21 protein-coding genes and 1 pseudogene are annotated in these 20,603 nt (G+C 37.9%); 2 read left to right on the top strand and 20 right to left on the bottom strand.

Annotated features, from left to right (window positions below):
* The 3 genes from C7390_RS01875 to C7390_RS01885 form a co-directional block, all read right to left on the bottom strand.
* Positions 1-864: an aldo/keto reductase gene (locus C7390_RS01875; protein ID WP_116443505.1), complete on the bottom strand. Its 864-nt coding sequence runs from the start codon at positions 862-864 to the stop codon at positions 1-3.
* Positions 865-971: 107 nt separating this feature from the next.
* Positions 972-1,763: a DUF3169 family protein gene (locus tag C7390_RS01880; protein ID WP_055175041.1), complete on the bottom strand. Its 792-nt coding sequence runs from the start codon at positions 1,761-1,763 to the stop codon at positions 972-974.
* Positions 1,753-1,971 (bottom strand): helix-turn-helix transcriptional regulator, encoded by a 219-nt coding sequence (locus C7390_RS01885; RefSeq protein ID WP_055174479.1) that lies wholly within the window; start codon positions 1,969-1,971, stop codon positions 1,753-1,755. Before C7390_RS01885 ends, C7390_RS01880 begins: the two co-directional genes overlap by 11 nt.
* Before the next feature lie 167 nt (positions 1,972-2,138).
* On the opposite strand from C7390_RS01885, the pseudogene C7390_RS13540 reads away from it, so the two are divergent.
* Positions 2,139-2,222, top strand: a pseudogene (locus C7390_RS13540) (hypothetical protein); the annotation flags it as partial.
* Positions 2,223-2,300: 78 nt separating this feature from the next.
* The gene (locus C7390_RS01890; protein ID WP_318295536.1) at positions 2,301-2,699 is read left to right on the top strand and encodes a FadR/GntR family transcriptional regulator; all 399 of its coding nucleotides are present in this window, start codon (positions 2,301-2,303) and stop codon (positions 2,697-2,699) included.
* A gap of 41 nt (positions 2,700-2,740) precedes the next feature.
* Here the strand turns inward: C7390_RS01890 and C7390_RS01895 are convergent, their stop codons facing one another.
* The 17 genes from C7390_RS01895 to C7390_RS01975 all read right to left on the bottom strand — a co-directional run bounded on the left by C7390_RS01895 (position 2,741) and on the right by C7390_RS01975 (position 20,279).
* Entirely contained in the window at positions 2,741-4,258 is a 1,518-nt protein-coding gene (locus tag C7390_RS01895) for a cobyric acid synthase (RefSeq protein ID WP_116443507.1), read from the bottom strand.
* Positions 4,259-4,395: 137 nt separating this feature from the next.
* Positions 4,396-5,508, bottom strand: coding sequence for a pyridoxal phosphate-dependent aminotransferase (locus tag C7390_RS01900; protein WP_116443508.1), 1,113 nt, complete (start codon positions 5,506-5,508; stop codon positions 4,396-4,398).
* An 82-nt stretch (positions 5,509-5,590) separates the two neighbouring features.
* Positions 5,591-6,610, bottom strand: a complete 1,020-nt coding sequence (gene cbiB, locus C7390_RS01905) for an adenosylcobinamide-phosphate synthase CbiB (RefSeq protein ID WP_116443509.1) — start codon at positions 6,608-6,610, stop codon at positions 5,591-5,593.
* 139 nt (positions 6,611-6,749) lie between these two features.
* Positions 6,750-7,337, bottom strand: coding sequence for a histidine phosphatase family protein (locus C7390_RS01910; RefSeq protein WP_090141200.1), 588 nt, complete (start codon positions 7,335-7,337; stop codon positions 6,750-6,752).
* Position 7,338: 1 nt separating this feature from the next.
* Positions 7,339-7,806 carry a bifunctional adenosylcobinamide kinase/adenosylcobinamide-phosphate guanylyltransferase gene (locus C7390_RS01915; protein WP_055174463.1) on the bottom strand — a complete coding sequence of 156 codons (468 nt, stop codon included), beginning with the start codon at positions 7,804-7,806 and terminating at the stop codon, positions 7,339-7,341.
* Positions 7,807-7,839: 33 nt separating this feature from the next.
* Positions 7,840-8,610, bottom strand: a complete 771-nt coding sequence (locus C7390_RS01920) for an adenosylcobinamide-GDP ribazoletransferase (RefSeq protein WP_055174461.1) — start codon at positions 8,608-8,610, stop codon at positions 7,840-7,842.
* A complete protein-coding gene (locus C7390_RS01925) occupies positions 8,597-9,136 on the bottom strand; it encodes a bifunctional adenosylcobinamide kinase/adenosylcobinamide-phosphate guanylyltransferase (RefSeq protein WP_022502054.1) in 540 nt (179 codons plus the stop codon). Before C7390_RS01925 ends, C7390_RS01920 begins: the two co-directional genes overlap by 14 nt.
* Entirely contained in the window at positions 9,130-11,631 is a 2,502-nt protein-coding gene (locus C7390_RS01930; RefSeq protein WP_116443510.1) for a cobyrinate a,c-diamide synthase, read from the bottom strand. The genes C7390_RS01925 and C7390_RS01930 overlap by 7 nt, the downstream gene beginning before the upstream one ends.
* Positions 11,628-12,818, bottom strand: a complete 1,191-nt coding sequence (locus tag C7390_RS01935; RefSeq protein ID WP_022502056.1) for a bifunctional cobalt-precorrin-7 (C(5))-methyltransferase/cobalt-precorrin-6B (C(15))-methyltransferase — start codon at positions 12,816-12,818, stop codon at positions 11,628-11,630. The genes C7390_RS01930 and C7390_RS01935 overlap by 4 nt, the downstream gene beginning before the upstream one ends.
* 85 nt (positions 12,819-12,903) lie before the next feature.
* Positions 12,904-13,686 (bottom strand): precorrin-6A reductase, encoded by a 783-nt coding sequence (gene cobK / locus C7390_RS01940; protein WP_022502057.1) that lies wholly within the window; start codon positions 13,684-13,686, stop codon positions 12,904-12,906.
* On the bottom strand, positions 13,683-14,402 hold the full coding sequence (cobJ, locus tag C7390_RS01945; protein ID WP_116443511.1) for a precorrin-3B C(17)-methyltransferase: 720 nt from the start codon (positions 14,400-14,402) through the stop codon (positions 13,683-13,685). Before cobJ ends, cobK begins: the two co-directional genes overlap by 4 nt.
* A 3-nt stretch (positions 14,403-14,405) precedes the next feature.
* Positions 14,406-15,473, bottom strand: coding sequence for a cobalt-precorrin 5A hydrolase (locus tag C7390_RS01950; RefSeq protein ID WP_055174454.1), 1,068 nt, complete (start codon positions 15,471-15,473; stop codon positions 14,406-14,408).
* Positions 15,470-16,216 (bottom strand): precorrin-4 C(11)-methyltransferase, encoded by a 747-nt coding sequence (gene cobM / locus C7390_RS01955; RefSeq protein ID WP_090141206.1) that lies wholly within the window; start codon positions 16,214-16,216, stop codon positions 15,470-15,472. The genes C7390_RS01950 and cobM overlap by 4 nt, the downstream gene beginning before the upstream one ends.
* Before the next feature lie 85 nt (positions 16,217-16,301).
* Entirely contained in the window at positions 16,302-17,459 is a 1,158-nt protein-coding gene (gene cbiD / locus C7390_RS01960) for a cobalt-precorrin-5B (C(1))-methyltransferase CbiD (protein WP_055306532.1), read from the bottom strand.
* Entirely contained in the window at positions 17,453-18,085 is a 633-nt protein-coding gene (locus tag C7390_RS01965; protein WP_022502062.1) for a precorrin-8X methylmutase, read from the bottom strand. The genes cbiD and C7390_RS01965 overlap by 7 nt, the downstream gene beginning before the upstream one ends.
* Before the next feature lie 14 nt (positions 18,086-18,099).
* On the bottom strand, positions 18,100-19,233 hold the full coding sequence (locus C7390_RS01970; RefSeq protein ID WP_116443569.1) for an ABC transporter ATP-binding protein: 1,134 nt from the start codon (positions 19,231-19,233) through the stop codon (positions 18,100-18,102).
* A 32-nt stretch (positions 19,234-19,265) separates the two neighbouring features.
* Entirely contained in the window at positions 19,266-20,279 is a 1,014-nt protein-coding gene (locus tag C7390_RS01975; RefSeq protein WP_022502064.1) for a FecCD family ABC transporter permease, read from the bottom strand.
* Positions 20,280-20,603: the final 324 nt, after the last annotated feature.

Raw genomic sequence — 20,603 nt, forward strand, 5'->3', positions numbered from 1 at the left:
TTAAAGTTTACCGCCATATACTGGGAAGCCACTGCTCTCACCATAATTTTCAATTTTCTTGAAATTCTTAAGAGTTTCCATATCCTCTGCACTGATTTCAAAATTTACTTCTGCATTACTCTTCATATGCTCAGGATCAGCTGTCTTTGGAAGTGCTATTGCTCCAAGCTGTAATGTATATCTGATGCAAAGCTGTGGAATGGTAACACCATATTTATCAGCTATCACTTTAATCTCTGGCTGGTTAAGAATTTCACCGTGTGCTATAGGTGAATATGCTTCTACTACTATTCCCCGCTTCTGGCAGTATTCTACAAGTTCTAATGGCGTGTTGCTTATATGAAGAAGAATCTGGTTAACCATCGGCTTAACCTCTGCTGTTTCTAAAAGACTTTCAATATCACCAATCTGGAAATTAGATATACCAATTGCCTTAAGCTTTCCTTCCTTATAAGCATCTTCCAATGCCCTCCATGCAGCTCTGTTACCTTCTACATATCTGTCATCACTCTGATTAACCTCTAACCAAGGCTGTGGTGAATGAATAATCATCATATCAAGGTAATCAAGTCCCATTTTTTCAAGTGTCTCATCAATACCAGCTTTAGCTTCCTTGTATGTCTTATGTTCAGCGGCAACCTTTGATACTACAAAAAGTTTCTCTCTTGAAACTCCGCAATTACGCACTCCTTCACCGACACCTCTTTCATTGCCATATGCCTGTGCTGTATCAATATGTCTGTATCCAAGCTTTACCGCTTCTTTTACAGCATCTGCAACCTTTGCATCGTCAATAAACCAAGTACCAAGTCCAAGCTGTGGAATTCTCACTCCGTTGTTAAGTGTTAAAGTATTATTATACATTCCCATTGCTCCTTTTCTAAAATGTATTATCGTTTATGTGTTTATCTTAATACTTTGACTCAACTCCAAGTCAAGGGGGTGGTGAGAAATTTCATTACAATATTTATCTACATAATCTTGTTACCAACTTTTGAATATTTCAGACATTCTTTGCAATATATTGACATATTAACTATCCAGATAAGACACACAACAAATGAAGGGAGAAAACCAATTCCAAACATAAGTGCACTGATTGCAAGAATAACTGCAAGTACACTGCACATACTATTCGTTATATTAAATGCTTTAAATGCACATTTCCCAACTATAATCTTCTCTGCTTCATCACAGGTTTCAAGCCATTTCTTCTGGAACTTCATATCATATACCGATGCCGTCTTTTCAGGATTCATTATCTTTACACAGTCAACACTTTTCTGTTGTATAATAACAACCTCTGCCATAATCCCTAAAAATGCTGCAATGCTAACAGTTAATCCTATCATATTGTTAACACTTTCAAACATTGCTGTACCACCTGAATATGATGCCGCAATAAGAAAATATGAAATTATAAGTGCTCCACTTGAAACCCATTGAATTATAGAAAGCTTCTCTTCGACACCATCTGATACTTCTTCGTCTTCACCATCCCACTGTGATAACTGCTTCTTAGCCTTCCTGTAGTATGGCACTAATACTATAGGAATTATAACTGCAATAGCAAGCATAATCCAAGGTGCAGTTAATTCAACATAATTACTAACTACCACTTTAAAATCCCCTGACATTGTATCAATTCCATTTGCTCCAACAAGATACCCAGCTACACCTCCGATTAAAGCTCCTACAATACAAAGCAATATGAACTTAGGCAATGCCTTTCTGTTTGCTTTCTTAATTTCTTCATTTCCCATCATTATCTTCCTCCTGTAAATAAAATACTTCTTCCACAGTAACGCCGCATACTTTTGCAATCGTTAATGCAAGAGTGACAGACGGCGAATAATCGCCCCTTTCTATAAGACTGATTGTCTGTCTTGACACTCCGCACAGTCTTCCCATCTCCTGCTGATTGACATCCAGCGCAGCTCTGCGTTCTTTCAGCCGATTTCGCAGTATCATACTACACCTCCATATGACAACTTTTATTATTTATCTGACAACTTTCATTGCTATAATGACAACTTTTTTTGTCATTTTGCATTATACTCTTGTCATTATACACTGTCAATACCAAATAGCCAAAACGATACTCAATTTTAAATAATTCCTGAAGCCACTTATCACACCAGCTTGATATTGGAAGAAGCTCTCTTAGAGAGGCTATGAAGCTTCTTGCCTCCCGCAATATTGTAACTATCAAACAGGGTTCTGGAACATATGTAGCCTCATCACCTGGTATAGTAGACGATCCTTTTGGCTTTACATTCATATCAGATAAGAAGAAGCTTGTGCAGGATCTGCTGGAAATACGTTTTTTACTTGAGCCTTCTATTGCTGCTATGTCAGCAACCTATGCTGATAAGAATGACATCAGCAAAATCATCAGATTATGTGATGAGGTTGAGGAGCTTATGGAACAAAAAAAAGACCATACACAAAAAGATATAGAATTCCACACCGCTATTGCTATGGGAAGCAAGAATCTTGTCATTCCAAGATTAATCCCAATAATAAACAGCTCTATCCCTCTTTTTGTTGAAACAACCGGCAACATCCTTAAAACTGAAACCATCGAAACTCATCGTGAAATAGCGGAGGCTATCGCAGAACATAATGCTGTCCGTGCCCAGGATGCTATGTATATGCATCTTATGTACAATAAAAGGTGTATTAATTCTTCAAAATAATACACCTTTATTAAACATTATACATTTTATTCAATTTAGCTTTAACCTATAATCTCATATATATACTTCATATCCATATTCTCACGGATCACATCTGCCAGCTTATCATATTCTCTCTGCTTGTATTCATCAAAGCTTATTCTGACACCACTCTTTGATGTAATACCATACCTTGCACAGAGCATATTGATTAAGCTGTCGCAGAATTCCTGTCCATCGAATATCCCATGCATATAAGTTCCTGCTGTATTGCCCCGTACACAGCCATCCATATATTCGGTCTTATCAACAGTATTGAATATTCTTGCAAATGGATTCGCACCATCTTCACTTATTGTACTTTCACCCATATGTATTTCATAGCCTTTACATTTCTTCTGTCCAAGCATTTCCCACATTCCAGATTGTATACAAGTTATCCCCTGCACTCTTGTACGATGTTTATTCTTTGAAAATTTGGTTGTTACCGGAAGCAGTCCCATTCCTGCTACAACTTCTCCAGTTTCTGCACCACACGAATCATCAATGACATTTCCTAACATTTGAAAGCCACCGCATATTCCAAATACCGGAATATCCTGTCTCGAACATTTTATAATCTGTGCTTCCATCCCATTTTTACGAAGCCATTTTAAATCATTAATTGTATTCTTGCTTCCCGGAAGAATTATGAGGTCGGGATTTCCAATCTGTTCTGCCTTGTCTGCATAACGCAGATTGACCTCTTCAATACGCTCAAGTGCATTAAAATCCGTAAAATTAGAAATGTGAGGCACACGTATTACTACTATGTCGAACTGCTCATCTGACATATGTGCATTGTAGGCTGATGGCTCAATCCGTGAAGCAAGGCTGTCTTCATCATCAATGTCAAACTTAACATAAGGAATTACACCTGCAACCGGAATTGGACATATATCATATAACTGTTTTATGCCCGGCTCTAATATTCTCTTATCTCCACGGAACTTATTCATAACAAGACCTTTTACACGCCTGCGTTCTTCTTCCTCTAACAGCATAATTGTTCCAACAAGCTGTGCAAATACACCACCTCTGTCAATATCACCTACAAGCAGAACAGGTGCATCTACAAGCTTTGCCATTCCCATATTAACAATATCATCTTTTTTAAGGTTAATCTCTGCCGGACTGCCAGCACCCTCAAGAACAATAATGTCATACGCACTGGCAAGCTTATTATACGCTTCTAATATATCTGGAATGAGCTGCTTTTTGTACTGGAAATATTCTTTAGCCGGCATATTCTTTAATGGTATTCCATTTACAATTACCTGAGAACCAACATCACTTGTCGGTTTTAAAAGTATCGGATTCATCTCTACACAAGGGGATATCCCAGCCGCCTCTGCCTGCATAACCTGTGCCCTTCCCATCTCCAGGCCATCGGCTGTTATATATGAATTAAGTGCCATATTCTGTGACTTAAATGGTGCTACACTGTAGCCATCCTGTTTTAACACTCTTAATATTCCTGCTGTTATAATGCTCTTTCCTGCATTGGACATCGTTCCCTGAATCATCAGATTTCTTGCCATAATCACTGCACCTTCCCTGTTATCTATGTTAAATTCCTATCCTAATTAACTTTGTTATAATATTTATATATAATAATAATTTGTCCGTTATTGATATCTATGGATATATTGCCATTTTACAATTACCTATTCTTAATCTATATTATACATTTTGTTAATATATTGCTTATAAAATCAATAAGAATTTCATTATCTGTATGCTTCTTTACTGCTATGCGATAGCAGTCTGGCGGCATATTGCGGTAGCTTTGACACGAACGGATAAGAACTCCATTTTTTAATAATTCGTCCTGCAGCTGACAGCCAGCCTTATCTGACGGAAGCCTGAAAGTTATATAGTCTGCCTCAGACGGATATACGATACATTCCATAGCCGATAATTTATCTGTAAGAAATTCCCGTTCCTTCTCGATAAGCCTATATGTGTGCTCCTCGTAATCTTTATCCTTAAATGCCGCAATTCCTGCACGCTGTGCCACTGTTGATATATTCCACTCTGGAAGCTGTAAAGATATGTTGTCGATTAATTCATCATTATAACTCATCAGATATCCAAGCCTTATTCCTGCCATTGCATAGAACTTGGTATACGCATTTATTATTACAAGATTATTATAATCCTTTAGAAAACGCTTACAGCTTATCTTCTCATAATTACGGTTAAATCTTAAAAAGCACTCATCCACAACAACTATAATATTTCTTCTTCTGCATATGTCTAATATATTGATAAGAATATTTTCAGATATAATATTCCCTGTCGGATTGTTCGGATTGCATATAAAACATAGCTGGACATCAAGCTGTTCTAATCGTCCACTTACATATTCATAGCTAAAGCCATTATTACTGTCAAGCTCATAATATACAATCCCTGCTCCATACGCCTTAACTGCACGCTCATAGCCTGAAAATGAAGGTGCAGCAATGGCACATTTTTCTGGATGGACAGCCCTTACAACTGCCATTATAAGTTCTGAAGCACCATTACCACAGAGTATATTCTTAGCATTAATATTAACCTTATAAATGTTATCTGTATTAATACTCTCTTTACAGGCAATTGCATTTCTTAATGCCGTATACTTAATGTCTGGATATGTCTGATAACCACCAATATCCTGCGTAATCGCATTGCACACTTCCTGCGGCATTCCTAAAGGGTTAATATTAACCGAATAATCAAGTGTTATTTCTTTGTTGTATATATTTTTATCATATATATTTCCACCGTGTATCTGCTGTTCCATAGCTGTAACCTCTCATCTGCCTGACAATCTCTTTATCAGTATGCAATCCCCGTATCAATATGCCAATCTGATTAAAATATAATTATCTGACTACCAACATTATTATCAATCTTATTAATAACACAATAATTACCATAAGAAATGCAGTAATATATAATAAAATATTACTTCTTCCTATATCACCAGCTTCCAGCGGACGTATTGCCTCTCCTATCTGTGGCTTATGCACAAGCTTTCCAAAATAATAATTATCGCCTGATAATGCTACTTTTAAAGCTCCTGCACAGGCTGACTCTGTCTGGGCGGCATTAGGACTGCTGTGCTTTTTTCTGTCACTTTTAAATATCTTCCACGCATTCCCTATACTATAGTGTGAATTTGTTTTATCTTTTGTATTACATTTTTCTGCAAGCTGTGCAATTCCTGCTGACACAACCATAAGACAGCCGCCTATTCTTGCCGGAATAAAGTTCACAACATCATCTAACTTCGCCGCAAATCTTCCAAAGTACAAATATTTATCATTCTTATAACCTATCATTGAATCCATTGTATTAACAGCCTTATATACAAAACCGCCAGCCGCCCCGAATAACATCATATAAAATAATGGTGCAATAACTCCGTCTGATGTATTCTCTGCGACAGTTTCAACAGCTGCCCTTACAACGCCGTGTTCATCAAGCTGTTTCGTATCCCTGCCGACTATCATTGCAACGGCATTACGTGCCTGCTGTAACCCTTCTTTATCCAAAGCATAATATACCTTCATACTTTCTACTTTGAGCGATTTTACTGCCAGTATCTGATAACACATTATTGTTTCAATTACAAAGCCAAGTATCATATTAATATGATAACCAACAACCAGAATAGATACAATAACAATACCCGTTATTAACGGCGTTAATATTGCAAGCACCATACCCTTTCTGTACTTCTTAGCAGATGTATCTTTTTCTTTTAATAAAATACTTTCTAACAACGAAATAAGATTACCTATAAGGCGTACCGGATGATACAGCCAGTGAGGGTCGCCAATAAGCAGATCCAGTATATAACCACAGCCAATTGCTATTGTCTGGCATATAAATAAATTCATAAACTCCTCATTCCTTCACACACTATTACTCAGAATAAACTCATACTTTAACATATAATAGACACACATATTTATTTATAACAAACACATATTTTACTCAAGATAAATACATATCTTTACTCATAGAATACGCATATTTTTACTCACAACGTAAAAGTTCTGTATAATTATTAATGCTTCCATCTAAAGCCACATCACATATATACCCATCACCATTGCCACAATGATAATCATAATAGCCACCACCATATATCTCTGACATTACTGACATTATTGTGCCGCCGTGAATTACACATGCAATGTCCGAATAATTCAATAAACGGCATTGTTTAATCATATCATACCAGCCCTTAACACTTCTTTTCTTAAAATCCGCAACATCTTCTCCTTGTGGAAATGGTATCGTTGCATTACTGTCAATCCATCTCTGGTACTGCTCATTGCCAGAAAGTTCTTTATAATTCTTTCCTTCAAATATGCCAAAATCACATTCCCTGAAATCTGGCACTATATGCTGTTTATATTCAGGATATATAAGCTCTGCCGTCTGCCTGCACCTTTTCATAGGACTTACATATACTGCCTGTACCTCTTGGTAATAACCTGCCTTAATATTATTATGTATGCTCTCAATCCCAGAAGCACATAAGTCCTCATCAGTTATGCCTATATACCTTTTTTTGATATTACCTGCTGTTGCACCATGTCTGATTAATACAATCTTCATATTATTCACCTTTCAGGCATTGTCCTATGCCACACGCTATACGCTCTACCCTGTCAGCCTTTTTTACAGCCCTGCAAAGCATACGCCCAACTGTTTCACGGTATATTCTGTCCTCTTTTTCCAAAGGAACTATGCCACTGCCAATCTCATCGCATATTATTATAATTGATGGATTGCCAGCATAAATGGTATCTATAAGCGTATCTGTACATTTCCCATCTTTAAGCAGTCTTTTTATAAGCAGATGAAAATGATTTAATATACAGGCATTTTTTATATCTTCAATACTGCAATATGCTCCATCAGCTATATTATTATTGCATATTTTATTTTTAATGCACTTATCATCTTCTGAATATATATTACTCATTGTATCTTCTGCATTACCACACAATTCTTTAACTATATTTTTCCTGCCACATACATAATCAAGCTTTCCCTGATAAGCTCCGCCAAAATATAATTCCATATTATTCCTCGTTTCTGTGCACATTTTTATTCACTAAAGCAATGCTATAACAGCAACAGCTATTGTCATACACAGTTCACTTACACATAGCAGATACCCTGCAAGGTCGCCCGTCACTCCACCGAACTGCTTATATGCCATATATCTGTAATACAATAAAACCACGAATGCCACAACGATAACTACAACAGCACCTGTAACACTGCAAAGGCACATAAGTATAACACATATAATTAACTGTACCGCAAGCATTACATTTACACATTTTACTGCTGTTGCACTTGTAAATGTATGCAACATTCCATTGTTCCTTGCTCCTCGGAAATTAACTGCTGCCAGACCACTTATAATTCTTGACAGATAAAACGTAAGTGCCAGAAGCAAAAGTCTCATATTATCTGGCTTCTGCACAATAATATATGCCGCCGCATAATATACCGCAGAATACATAAGTAATCTTATAACTGCAAATGCTCCAATATGCGAATCCTTTAATATATCCAGCTTCTTCTCCCTGTCACCATATGAATTAAGTGCATCACTTGTATCCATATAGCCGTCAATGTGTATTCCCCCTGTTATCAGTACAGGAATTACTACAAGAACAAGTGTCCTGCTGATATCCGGCACATTTAGCAGACCGCTGATATACACCCAGCCATATATGACTGCACCTATAACAAGACCTGCTAACGGAAAGAAGCCCATTACATATCTCATATCTTTTTCTTCTAATTCCAAATGCGGCATTGGTATTTTAGAATACATTGAAAATGCAATTACCAATGATTTAATTACCGACATAACTGATATCCCCCTTTAATACTACAGGAATAGTGTATACAACCTCAACAACTGTGTCTGCTGCCTTTGCAAGCTTTACATTAAGCTCTCCAAGCCGTCTTATATAATCAGTTGTGCTATCATCATATTCACACCCGTCTGAAAACACTTCATTAGTCACAATTACAAGGTGACTGCACTCTGAATACAACTGCATACATTCAGCAAATATATTATCTGGATGTCCGTTTTCTTCAAAGCATTCATTAGCAAGAAGATTAGACATACACTCAACCAATACTACCGGTTTTGTATCTCTTTTACATCCTTTAAGTGCACCACCTATATTCTGATACTGCTCTATCGTTTCAAAGCCTTTGCCATCACGCTGCAGCTTGTGCTTCTTAACCCTGCTTCTGCCGTCTTCTCCATATGGATACATAGTAGCCACATAATATTTTTTATTGTCCTTTGCAAGCTGACAGCTTATCTGCTCGGCATATTCTGACTTGCCACTGCCGCTTACTCCTGTAACCATAATCAACATTTTTCGTAATCCTCATAGGCAGTTATGCGTATATCATCAAATGTAGTATTTTCCCTGTACACCTGCAAAGCCATATCAAGAAGAGAAAACATCATAACCGCACCTGTTCCCTCTCCAAGTGCAAGCTCTCCGTGTATAACAGCCTTCCTTCCAAGTTCGTTAAGCAGAGCTTTCATCGCAGGCTCTTTTCCCTGATGTGAAGCTATTATGTAATCACCAATCTGACTATTCAACCTTACTGCAATAAGTGCCGCAACTGCCGAGATAACACCATCTATAACAACAGGTATTCCATAAAGTGCACAACCAATATATACTCCGACAAGCCCTGCAATATCGAGTCCGCCTATATTCTGTAAAAGACCTAATGGATTGTCCTGGCAGCTTCCATACATTTCTTTAGCTCTGGTAATAACTTCTATCTTTTTCTTAAGACCTTTATCATCAAGCCCTGCACCTCTGCCTGTTGCCATATGTGGCTCAAGATTTAAAAGTATGCAGGCAAGTGCCGTGCTTGTGGTTGTATTGCCTATTCCCATCTCTCCTGTTGCAAGAATATTATACCTCTGTTCCTTACACTCCTTAACCTGTGTAATTCCTGCATATATAGCCTGTATAAGCTGTTCCTCTGACATTGCCGGCTCTTTAAGGAAATTATTAGTTCCAGACATAACCCTCTTATTGACAAGCCCCTTATAAGTTCCTACATCTGTTCCGTCCTCAAGCGTATCCATGGCAATTCCAACATTCACAGGAATAACATCTGCATTGGCATATGCCGCCATTCTGCATACACTTGATATTCCGTCTGCCATATTACAGCTCACTATCGCGGTTACCTCCTGTCCTGTCTGGGTAACACTTTCTTCAACTATGCCATTGTCTGCACACATTACAATAACAGCACGTCTGTCAATATTGACATCTGCTGTATGCTCGATTCCTGCTATCTGGCTTATTATTTCCTCCATAAGTCCGAGCCCGTGCAGTGGCTTTGCTATCCCATTCCAATGACTACGTGCTTTTTGTACACTATCTTTACTGCTTGCCTTTATCTTTGACAGTTCTGGAATAAGACTTTTAATATCAGAACCTAATTCTGGAATAAAACTTTTAATATCATGACCTTCAAGCCTGTCATTATATTTTTTATAATTCTTTCTATAGCTGACACAGGCATTTATGAAATTATCTGCCACCTGTTCATTGCCATAGAAATATATATGTGGAAATCCAGCATACAACGTATCACTTCCATAACCGGCTGATGCTATACTGTTATCTGAAGCTTTCTTTATCTCATAATCTTCACCAGGGCAGTCACTATTCCAGTAATGGAATTCGTGTGCACGAAAGCTTTCATTCGTAGAGGCAATCAGTGTATCTTTCTTTGCCGTAAGCGTCATATAGCCAAAACGCTGTAGTCTTCCTGCATTATATCCCATTCCTTTTATAATTCCTGCCATAGGATATTTATCTTTTTCTGGTGTTTCTAAGTATTCGTGCAGATAAAGAAATCCTCCACATTCTGCTATGCAGGGAAGTCCTTCTTTTATCTTCTTTGCAATATCATTCCTCATTGATACATTTTCTGACAACGCTTTGGCGTGAAGCTCTGGATAACCGCCATATAGTAACAACCCGTCTATATTATCCGGAAGCTTATTATCTGCAAGTGGACTAAAATACACTATCTCACAACCGCACTGCCTTAGATAATCTATATTATCATCATAAAGAAAACAGAAAGCTTCATCTTTTGCAACTGCAATCCTTACATCTTTTTTATCTATGCTCTTATGTATGGCTTCCAGCTTTGAAGCATTTTCTGCAATTCTAAGTATTCCTTCTATATCAACGCTTTCCCTCATCTGCTCTGCAATAGAGCTGATTTTTTTCTGAAAATGTTCCACCTCTGCCGAGGTCACAAGACCAAGATGACGGCTTTCAAGCACAGCATTTTTCTTATATGGCATATAGCCTAGTGGTTCTATCCCCATATCTTTAACTATGCGTGCGGCATTACCATATAACCTGTCTGAAAGATTATTAAAGATTACACCTTTGATATTATTGTTCTTTTCATATCCAAGATAACCCTTTACAACTGCGCCGATTGAATTACTCATTCCACGGCAGTTCACTATAAGAATAACCGGCGTATCTGTAATGTCTGCTATCTCATAAGAACTTCCCTTTGTGCTAAAGCCCTGTCCGTCATAGTAGCCCATAACTCCCTCTACAATAGTTATATCACTCTTATCCTCTTTACCTGCAAGCAGATATTTTATTGTTGCATTATCACAAAACCAGCTGTCAAGATTACCTGTGCTCATATTTAACACACGCGAATGAAACATAGAATCTATATAATCAGGCCCGCATTTTAACGCTGATATATTAAGTCCCATATCTTTAAAACACTGGCATAGACCGCAGACAATTGTTGTCTTGCCACTTCCACTGCCTGTCCCTGCTATCATTATACGGCTCACTTTGCACCTCTTCCTTCTATAATAAATACTGGATTATTCGCAGACATCATATGATATCTGCCCCTTTTCTTTACCTCTGTCACTGCAATCTGGACTATATCAAGGACATTCATACCATTCTTTTCCATTAATGAAATAGTATTGTTAAGTGTTTCTAATGTCACTGCCGTAACCACAATATGGACATATGGATTTTTCTTAAGAATACTGCTGAAAATGTATTCTAACTCTCCACCGCTTCCACCAATAAATACTTTATCGGGTACTGGCAGACTGTCAATAACAGCCGCCGCATTGCCGTGTATAATCTCTATATTATTAAGTCCGAATTTTTCTGCATTTTTAGCTATAAGACTACAGCCCTCTTCTGTCCTCTCAACTGCATACACTGTTCCGTAAAGTGCGTGAAGTGCAAGCTCCACTGTGACAGAGCCTGTTCCTGCACCTATATCATATACGCAGGAATTCTTAGATACCGCCATTCGGCTTACAACGCTTGCACGGATTTCCCTTTTCGTCATCGGCACATCAGAACGGATAAAACTGCTGTCAGCAATTCCTGTTATTGAAAATGCACGCGAATGTTCATTATAAACTGCCAATACCGTAAGTCCTTCTGAAATATATTCAGTAAATTCAGACACATTTCCATTAGTTATCTTCTCATTATCATATGAAAGATTTTCACCAATCCATATATGTGCCTGTCCAAGTCCTGCCCTATAAAGCTCCTGGCATATCTGTGATACATTTCCCTGTGTCAGAAAATATGTCAATTCATTTTGTAAAACTACAGGTATATAGCTTTGTTTCTTACCGTGCAGGCTTACAAAAGCTGCGTTCTCCCAAGACTTTCCTATCTTTGCCGCAAGATATATTACAGAAGATACACCTGCCATAATGCTGTATTCATACTTTCCAGCAAGTGCCTCTGCAAGCTTCTTTGCACCGCTGTAAAAGCCTGTATCACCTGACATAAGCACAACGTAGTTATTGGCATTTTCATTATCAATAATATCTATTATGTCTTTTGCTGTTACTGCATAAAATGTCTTCTTATCTGTGTATTCTTCTATCAGCCTTTTAGAACCAATCAGCACCTCTGAATTATCAATTGCTTCCTTTACTTCCTCTGTAAGACAGCTTTTACTGCCCGGCCCCACACCAGCTATAATTACCCTTTTCATTATTCACTCCACCTTAATTCATTAACATTATAGACAGCCATTTTCCTAAAACTTTATAACTCTAAAACCACATAGCTTTTAGGCTTTATAACCCTTTTGTCTTAAGATATTTAATAAGCTCTGGCAGGCTTACTCCATTTTCTTCTACTGGACGTTTTATTACTATACAGTCAATGCCTGTATTCTCTGTGGCAGACACCTTTTCTTCATATCCGCCATTACTGCCAGACTCCTTTGTCACAAGAACACCTATATTAAACTGTCTTATTACTGCCTCATTTAATTCCTGTGAAAATGGTCCCTGCATACCTATTAAATGTGACGGCATAATCCCTGCTTCTATTGCACTCTGTAACATTTCAGGATTAGGAAGAAGCCTTAAATATACTCTCTCTTTATAATCTGTAATATAGACATACTCTGGTATATTCTTACTGCCTGTCGTCATAAGAATATTTTTACTATTATGCTGTTCACTGTTAAGTAGTTCTACTACATCTTTTATTGACTTAACATATGTAATGTTATCTGACTTAAACTCTGGCTTTTTGTCATTATCTTCCCTTAATACCCTCACATAAGAAATGTTCTTGCTGTCACACACATTTTTAATATTATGTGTAACCTGTGTAGCATATGGGTGCGTGGCATCAATAACTATATATGGCTTTTTAGCTTCTAACTCCTTTAGCATATCAGCCTCATCCATTCTACCAGTATGTATATGCACATTATCAGCCTGCGGCAGTAATTCCCTGCCATATTCAGTCGTTACATATACATAAGTGTCACAGTTCTTTCCTGTAAGATATTCACATAACTTTCTGCCCTCTGTTGTCCCCGCAAAAAGCATTATCGTCTTTCTCATACAACCTTATATCCTCTTGGTGTAACCATTTTCCCATTAATTACCTTAGTATGGCTGTTGCCTATGTATATTGTTGTAAACATATCCGCTTTAAAATCCGCAAGCTCCTTTAATGTAAGAATTCCTGTAGTTTCGTTCTCTCTTCCTATGTTTCTTACATAACCGCACACTGTATCCGGTGACTGTACCTTTAATACAATATCGCAGGCTTCCTTTAAATATCCGCTTCTTCTGCGGCTTGATGGGTTATATATGCACATTACCATATCGCTGTCAGCCATCGCCTTTATTCTTTTCTTAATAAGCTCCCAAGGTGTCATACAGTCACTTAAGCTGATAACCGCAAAATCGTGTGACAATGGTGCACCAAGGCAGGCTGAACCACTGCTTGCGGCTGTTACACCTGATATAACCTTAATATCCAGATTATCCTCTGCAAGCTCATATACAAGGCTTGCCATACCATATATACCGCTATCTCCACTGCATACAAGCACTACCTCTTTTCCTTCTTTAGCTGTATCTATTGCATACTGACAGCGTTCCTTTTCCTGCATCATATTAGTTGAATAGTACTCTTTATCTGGAAAATACTGCTTTAATATATCAACATATGTAGTATATCCAACTATCAGGTCAGCACCAGCTATTGCGACTGATGCCTCCAGTGTCATATTATCTTTTGCTCCGCTTCCAAAACCTACTATCCTAAGCATAATCTACTCCTTATTTTTCTGTGCCACTCTGTAAATAGCTACTGTAACTCCGTTATCTGCTGTCTTTCCTACAAGCTTTTCTCCACCAGAAGACGCGGCACCCGCACTGCGTTCACATACATTTCCTACACCTATCTGTTCTTCAACAAAAGCTGAAGATACAAAGTCACCTTCAACATCTCTTAAATATTCAGGCGTATATGTCTTATATGGCACTTTACATTTTCTTGCAAATTCAATTATTCCTGCTTCATCTGCTTTTCTGTCAACCGAAGCCACAACAGCAATTGCTTCCAGCAAAAGCCCTGCTTTATCAAATGTTTTCTTAACAGCCCGCTCTATTTCATGTGCTGACTTGCCTTTTTTACAGCCAATTCCTACAGCAAGCTCCTGTGGTACAAGCTTTAATGTGCGCTTAAATACTATTTTATCGTCTTTGCCTGTAATTATCTGTACACCGCTTTCATACTCATTATTACTATTATCAGTATATTTAATCTGTCCGTTCCAGCGTTCTTCTGTTACTTTTAACAGGTTCTTATATTTATCATTGCCTGTTATTCCAACAGGCTCATTATTTAATATCCTGCCTGATATGTCTTTTATCATAACCGGATTAACTATTCTCATATTATGTTCCGTGGCAAATATATCAACTGCAAACATTCCTCTTGCATCGGTCGCTGTAGTAATTACCGGCATTGCACCTATCCTGACAGCAAGCTTACTGCACCACTCATTAGCTCTGCCAATATGACCTGATAGAAGTGATATAAGATACTTTCCGCCCTCATCTGCAACAAGCACCGCCGGGTCTGTAACCTTGCTTTTAAGGTATGGTGCTATAGTTCTTACAGCTATTGCAACAGCACACACAAATAATATTCTGTCACTTACTGCAAACTCGCTCTTTATAACACTTCCAACCGCCACAAATGGTACTGCCTCATTCTTATAAGTATCTGCACATCTTTGGTGACAGTATATTATTACTTCACCGTCCATTGCCTCACTGGCTTTCTTTGCTACCTTCATCCCCTCGTGTGTGAAGGTTATTATAATTGTTCTCATTTTCTATACTCCGTAGTGAACTCTGGGTCATACAATTTAGAAAAACTATATTTGTCCCCAAGAAATTCCCCGACCAATACAAGTGCAGTTCTTGTAATGCCTGCTTTCCTTGCTTCACTGTCAAGATCTTTCAATGTTGTGCGTATGCATTTCTCATCTTCCCAGCTTACCTTATAACATAACGCACAAGGCGTGTCTGGTGTAAATGCTCCTTTATATAATTCTTCTTTAAGTTCCTCTAAATGTGATGAGCTTAAGAATACAGCCATTGATGTACCGTGCTGTGCAAGCTTTGCTATGCTCTCATTATCTGGAACCGGGGTTCTGCCCGGCATTCTTGTAATAATTACTGTCTGTGCTACATCTGGAACTGTATACTCACATTTAACTGCCGATGCAGCTGCAAGGAAACTGCTCACTCCAGGACATATCTCACAGGTAATTCCGTATTTGGCAAGTTCTTCAATCTGCTCTCTTATTGCACCATATAATGACGGATCTCCTGTATGAAGGCGCACTATATTCTTTCCCTCGCCCTCTGCTTTTACAATCACATCAATAACTTCCCTGAGGTTCATATATGCACTGTTATATATCTCACAATCCTTCTTTGCATACTCTAATAATTCCTCATTTACAAGTGAACCTGCGTATATAATTACATCCGCTTCATTAAGCATACGCATACCTCTGACTGTAATTAAATCCTTCGCTCCCGGTCCTGCTCCGACTATTTTTACCATATTTATTCTCCTGTGTCTGCTCTATATTAATTCATAATTTATGTCTATCATACATAATTCACAATTTAACTGCTTTTTATGATTTTTAACTGCTTTTTATAAGTTCCAACAGCTTATCTGCCGCCGGTGTTTTCCCTAATATTCCATATTCATTTGAAAATACAATTGCTCCAATTACTATCTTGCCACTGCTTCTTCTTTGCAATACATCTTCTATACGAAGCGTAAGCTGATACATAGTCTTCTCTAGTATGTCTGATTTCTTCAAAATTTCAAGTGCCGCCTCTGTCGTAATACAATCAAGTATCTTTAATGCTGTATCATTATCTGCACCTGCCCTTATTGCACAGGCTGACAGAACTTCCATTCGTCCGTCTGCCACTTTGGAATGTGTATTCATTATTCCTGCACCTAATTTTACAAGCTTTCCTATATGCCCCACAAGAAGCATTGCCTTAGCACCTGCATCACACACCATATCTATTGTATCGCCAATATAATTACTGCATTTTATGCTTCTTTTCAGCTCAATATTAAGTGTATTAAGCAGAAAATCCTGTCCATAATTACCCGGTGCAACAAGAAGCACTTTCTCTCCCTGTGCTATGTGCATATTAATCTCTGTCTTAATTGTATCAATAAGTGCCTGTTCACTCATAGGCTCTACAATTCCTGTTGTTCCAAGAATTGATATGCCCCCTGTAATTCCAAGGTTCGGATTAAACGTCTTCTTGGCAATATCAACTCCTTTGGGTGCTGATATTATAACTTTAAGGCTTCCCTCATAAGAATAACTTTCTGCTGCCTCTGCTACCGCCTCTTTAATCATCTTAAGAGGTACTGGATTGATTGCCGCTTCTCCAACAGCACATTTCAAGCCCTTCTTAGTAACACGTCCTACTCCTATTCCACCATCTACAATTACCCCGTCAGTATTTATAGTTCTCATTATATCTTCTTTAACATAAGTAACCTGTGCATATATCTTTATTCCATTGGTCACATCAGGGTCATCCCCACTGTCTTTCTTAATTGCACATATTACCTTATCCTCTTTAATATCTATGTCAATAACTGGAAGTGTAAGTGATACTCCCATAGGAGTTATCACTTTAATCTCTTTTACTTCCCTGCCTGACAGAAGCATATATGCCGCAGCTTTGGCGGCGGCACAGGCACAGGTTCCTGTTGTATATCCGCAGCGCATTTTCTTTTGATTTTTGTATACATATCTTTCTAACATCTGCGCCACTCTTTATCATCATCTGCCGCCATATAGAACAGTGCATTCATAATTGCGGCGGCAACATTGCTTCCGCCCTTTCTGCCCCTTGCTACTATATATGACATTCCGCTTTCTATAATTTCTTCCTTTGCACTGGCTACATTTACGAAACCAACTGGAACTCCAATAACAAGTCTTGGCACAAATATGCCCTCATCATAAAGCTCTCTTATTCTCATAAGAGCTGTTGGCGCATTGCCTACAACCATAATACAGTCTGGATTATCCTTTGCCGCCTTCTCCACGCTGACTGTTGCTCTTGTAACCTCACGCTTTGCCGCTTCACTGGCAACATCACTGTCTGCCATATAACAATTAAGCGAACAAGAAAACTTCTCTGCCATTTTGTGGCTTATTCCTGACTTCGCCATATTGGTATCTGTAACAATATCCACACCTTCTTTAATAGCTTTAAGTGCTTCCTCAATAACTCCTTTGGAAAATGTCATACTTGTTTCGTACGAGAAGTCCGCCGTTGTATGAATAACACGTTTGACAACCGGCTTATATTCAGCTGGAATATCAGTTGTCAGTTCTTTCTCGATTATTGCAAATGACTCTTTTTCAATATCCATTGGTTTCATAATATCTATTCTCCTTAGAATAATGATTTCATTGTATCTATGTCTGGCTTTGTAAGAATTCTCTTATTCTTCTTTTCTGCGTAATCTAATAATTCTTTCATTGCACTGTTAATACTGCCGATTGGACAGCCTGTATCTATAACATAATCTGCCTCATCAATTCTTTTACAGGCTTTATCTAATGTCTCTTTTCCTATAGGCTCAAACATTTTCTCTGTGACAATATCTGCCGCCAGTGCTTTGGCTATCGGATAATCACAGTCATTTTCATAAAGAATCCCTGCTGTAAATGCAATACCAATACGCTGTAATTCCCTGTATATTAATATTCCAGTTCCAGCACCGCCAGCTACGAATACCTTCGGTGTACCCTCCGGCTTCTTTAATTCTGTACTTCCATACATACAATTATACGTTCCGTGTGTTAATCCGTAAAGCCTGCTTATGCGTTCATCTGTAAATATCTTTTCTGGTCTTCCAAATTCTATCTTTCTATCTGCACCAACACACATAACATAGTCTGCTATCTTAGCCGCAAGTTCTATTTCGTGTAAAGATACAATAACGGCGACATTATCATTAACAGCCATCTCCTGCAGTATATCCAGAAGCTCAATTTTATGTCTTATGTCAAGAAATGAAGTCGGCTCATCAAGCACTATGACCTCAGGCTTCTGGCATATTGCCCTTGCAAGCATAATTCTCTGGCGCTGTCCATCACTAATCTGTGAAAAATCATTATCTGCTATATCAATTGCTGATACCTTCTTTAATGACTCATTTACTATTTGTTCATCTTCTTTGGTAAGTCTTCCAAAATAATTAGTGTACGGATATCTTCCCATTGCGACAACATCACGGCACGTCATCATCTCGGTCTTAATCTTTTCTGTAAGCACAACAGACATAGTCTTAGCGTATTCTTTACTTGTGTAATCGCTTATTTTCCTGCCTTTTATATATATATTGCCACCTATAGGACTCATTTCCTTTATAAGATTCTTTATTATTGTAGACTTTCCTGCACCATTAGGTCCGATTAATACGAGGATTTCACCTTTATTAACCTTAAGTGCTATATCTGACAGAAGCACTTTTTTATGATAACCTACACATAAATCCTCTGTCTGTACATATATCTGTTCCATATATTTCTCCACTTTCCATTTCCTTACAACAATTATCTCTTCTGCTTTACCATAAGCCATATAACAACTGGTGCACCAAATACTGCTGTAACTGTTCCTATCGCAAGCTCTGATGGTGAGAATATTGTTCTTGCAATAAGGTCACAGAACATACAAAACACCGAACCGCATAAGAATATTGCAGGAATTGTAACAATCGGCTTTGTTGTCTTAAGTGATAATCTTGTAATATGTGGAACTGCAATTCCAACGAACGATATAGGACCCGCCAGTGCTGTAACACAAGCTGAAAGGAGGCTCGAAAGCAGTACAATACATACCCTGAAGAACTTTATATTAATTCCCATACTCTGCGCATATCCCTCACCTAAAAGATAAGCGCTGATTGGCTTAGAAAAAAGAAATGTAATAACTGCTGTTGGAAATACAACTACAGCCGCAAGCTTTACTGTTGGCCACGAACTTCCTGAAAAGCTTCCCATAGCCCAGTGTGTGAGATTGGCAATGTCTGAATCATTCGCAAATGTAATACAAAGGTCTGTTATTGCAGAACATATATAGCTAATCATAATTCCCACAACCAGGAGCATAGACATGCTCTTAACTTTATTAGCAAATATAAGTACATAAAGCATTGCAAGCAGTGAACCGACAAATGCCGCCGCAACCTGTGCCCAGAGCGGCATACCTGATACATACTTTAAAAGAAATATCATTGTGATTGCAACAAACATTTTCGCACCAGATGAAATCCCAAGCACGAATGGTCCTGCTATTGGATTTCTGAAAAATGTCTGTAACAGAAATCCTGACAATGACAAAGCACCGCCCAAAATAGCCGCCATACATAATCGTGGAAGTCGTATTTTCCAGATAATATTGTATTCAGGTGTTCCCATATCACCCTTTAAGAATATAATTCTGAAAATTCTCGCAGGAGATATATGGATATTACCTGTATTAATATTTAATATAACCGCCACAACAAGTAATACTGCAAGCAGTATATATACAAGCTGGTAGCGGAGTATCTGTTTTATCTGCATATTTTCTCCATTCTGATAATTACTGCAATTTGCGTTATTATTGTAATTTTTAATATTATTGCATTTCTAATATTATTGTAATTCTAATATCATTGCATTTTTAATATTATTGCAAAATGACTGCCCCATTAAGTATAATACCATATGCTCTGCACGGTTTTCAGTGCATTGTGGCTACAAAGTAGTCATATTATATCATATGCCCTGCGTTGATTTTCCACGCATCCGAAGTTTCGAAGAAACTTCTAAGTGACTACGAAGTAGTCATATTATAGCTTATGCCATGCGTTGATTTTCCACGCATATGAAGTTTCGAAGAAACTT

This window comes from Bacteroides galacturonicus (genome assembly GCF_003096855.1).
GTDB lineage: Bacteria > Bacillota > Clostridia > Lachnospirales > Lachnospiraceae > Lachnospira > Lachnospira rogosae.

What these genes read in the sequence shown, in the direction of transcription:
- C7390_RS01875 (WP_116443505.1), bottom strand. Translation starts at nt 864, where the DNA reads ATGTATAATAATACTTTAACACTTAACAACGGAGTGAGAATTCCACAG.
- C7390_RS01880 (WP_055175041.1), bottom strand. Translation starts at nt 1,763, where the DNA reads ATGGGAAATGAAGAAATTAAGAAAGCAAACAGAAAGGCATTGCCTAAG.
- C7390_RS01885 (WP_055174479.1), bottom strand. Translation starts at nt 1,971, where the DNA reads ATGATACTGCGAAATCGGCTGAAAGAACGCAGAGCTGCGCTGGATGTC.
- C7390_RS01895 (WP_116443507.1), bottom strand. Translation starts at nt 4,258, where the DNA reads ATGGCAAGAAATCTGATGATTCAGGGAACGATGTCCAATGCAGGAAAG.
- C7390_RS01900 (WP_116443508.1), bottom strand. Translation starts at nt 5,508, where the DNA reads ATGGAACAGCAGATACACGGTGGAAATATATATGATAAAAATATATAC.
- cbiB (WP_116443509.1), bottom strand. Translation starts at nt 6,610, where the DNA reads ATGAATTTATTTATATGCCAGACAATAGCAATTGGCTGTGGTTATATA.
- C7390_RS01910 (WP_090141200.1), bottom strand. Translation starts at nt 7,337, where the DNA reads ATGAAGATTGTATTAATCAGACATGGTGCAACAGCAGGTAATATCAAA.
- C7390_RS01915 (WP_055174463.1), bottom strand. Translation starts at nt 7,806, where the DNA reads ATGGAATTATATTTTGGCGGAGCTTATCAGGGAAAGCTTGATTATGTA.
- C7390_RS01920 (WP_055174461.1), bottom strand. Translation starts at nt 8,610, where the DNA reads ATGTCGGTAATTAAATCATTGGTAATTGCATTTTCAATGTATTCTAAA.
- C7390_RS01925 (WP_022502054.1), bottom strand. Translation starts at nt 9,136, where the DNA reads ATGTTGATTATGGTTACAGGAGTAAGCGGCAGTGGCAAGTCAGAATAT.
- C7390_RS01935 (WP_022502056.1), bottom strand. Translation starts at nt 12,818, where the DNA reads ATGAAAAGGGTAATTATAGCTGGTGTGGGGCCGGGCAGTAAAAGCTGT.
- cobK (WP_022502057.1), bottom strand. Translation starts at nt 13,686, where the DNA reads ATGAGAAAGACGATAATGCTTTTTGCGGGGACAACAGAGGGCAGAAAG.
- cobJ (WP_116443511.1), bottom strand. Translation starts at nt 14,402, where the DNA reads ATGCTTAGGATAGTAGGTTTTGGAAGCGGAGCAAAAGATAATATGACA.
- C7390_RS01950 (WP_055174454.1), bottom strand. Translation starts at nt 15,473, where the DNA reads ATGAGAACAATTATAATAACCTTCACACACGAGGGGATGAAGGTAGCA.
- cobM (WP_090141206.1), bottom strand. Translation starts at nt 16,216, where the DNA reads ATGGTAAAAATAGTCGGAGCAGGACCGGGAGCGAAGGATTTAATTACA.
- cbiD (WP_055306532.1), bottom strand. Translation starts at nt 17,459, where the DNA reads ATGTTAGAAAGATATGTATACAAAAATCAAAAGAAAATGCGCTGCGGA.
- C7390_RS01965 (WP_022502062.1), bottom strand. Translation starts at nt 18,085, where the DNA reads ATGAAACCAATGGATATTGAAAAAGAGTCATTTGCAATAATCGAGAAA.
- C7390_RS01970 (WP_116443569.1), bottom strand. Translation starts at nt 19,233, where the DNA reads ATGGAACAGATATATGTACAGACAGAGGATTTATGTGTAGGTTATCAT.
- C7390_RS01975 (WP_022502064.1), bottom strand. Translation starts at nt 20,279, where the DNA reads ATGCAGATAAAACAGATACTCCGCTACCAGCTTGTATATATACTGCTT.